Source organism: Rhizobium sp. P40RR-XXII (genome assembly GCF_012641405.1).
Lineage (GTDB): Bacteria > Pseudomonadota > Alphaproteobacteria > Rhizobiales > Rhizobiaceae > Rhizobium.
The window spans coordinates 1-827 of the sequence record NZ_JABAII010000049.1; the positions used below are offsets into that span (position 1 = coordinate 1).

The 827-nt window shown below is 62.9% G+C and carries 1 protein-coding gene; it reads left to right on the forward strand.

The window, feature by feature from the left end; all coding sequences use genetic code 11:
• Positions 1–121 precede the first annotated feature (121 nt).
• Positions 122–814, forward strand: coding sequence for a response regulator (locus tag HGP16_RS33695; protein ID WP_168844263.1), 693 nt, complete (start codon positions 122–124; stop codon positions 812–814).
• Positions 815–827 lie beyond the last annotated feature (13 nt).

The following is an 827-nucleotide window of genomic DNA, read 5'->3' on the forward strand; positions in this document are numbered from 1 at the left end:
TAAGCAAACATCGGCATTGTTGGTCTTTGGTCGACGTTTTGTGGAGGTTTCGTGAACGGGTGAGCGGGAGCGTTGACGCGGAGGCCCTGTCTGGCGTTTCTTCTTCGGGAAGGGGGTGCGGATGGACAATGCACTGATACTGATCGTCGAGGACGAGGCGGAAATCTCAGACATTCTCGAGCGTTATTTCGAACGCGAGGGATTTCGCGTGCTGACGGCCGCCGACGGCGAGATCGCGCTTTCCCATCATCAGCGGCTGAGGCCGGATCTGGTCGTCCTCGATGTCAAGCTGCCGAAGCTCGACGGCCACACGGTGCTGGCCACCATCCGCCAGCGCGGCGACACGCCCGTCATCATGGTCACCGCCCTGGCCGACGACCTCGACAAGCTGCATGGGCTGCGCTCGGGCGCCGACGATTACGTGGTCAAGCCGTTCAATCCCGTCGAGGTGGTCGCGCGGGCGCGGGCCGTTCTCAGACGATCCTCGGGCAATGCGAGCAACAAGGTCTTGCGGATCGGCAGGCTGGCGATCGATCCGGTGGCGCACATGGCCGTGGTCGAGGACGGCAAAGGCCGCATTCCGCTGAGCCTGACGCGGACCGAGTTCCGCATCCTCGAATACATGGCGGGCTTTCCGAACAGGGCTTTCGAGCGGGGCGAGATCGTCGATGCCTGCCTGCCCGAGGGCGATGCGCTCGACCGAACCGTCGACAGCCATATGAGCAAGCTGCGCAAGAAGTTGGATGCCGCCGGCGTCGGCGATCTCCTCAACGGCGTCAGGGGAGTAGGATACCGCCTTGGCGATTTCGGTTAGCAACAGCCTCAAT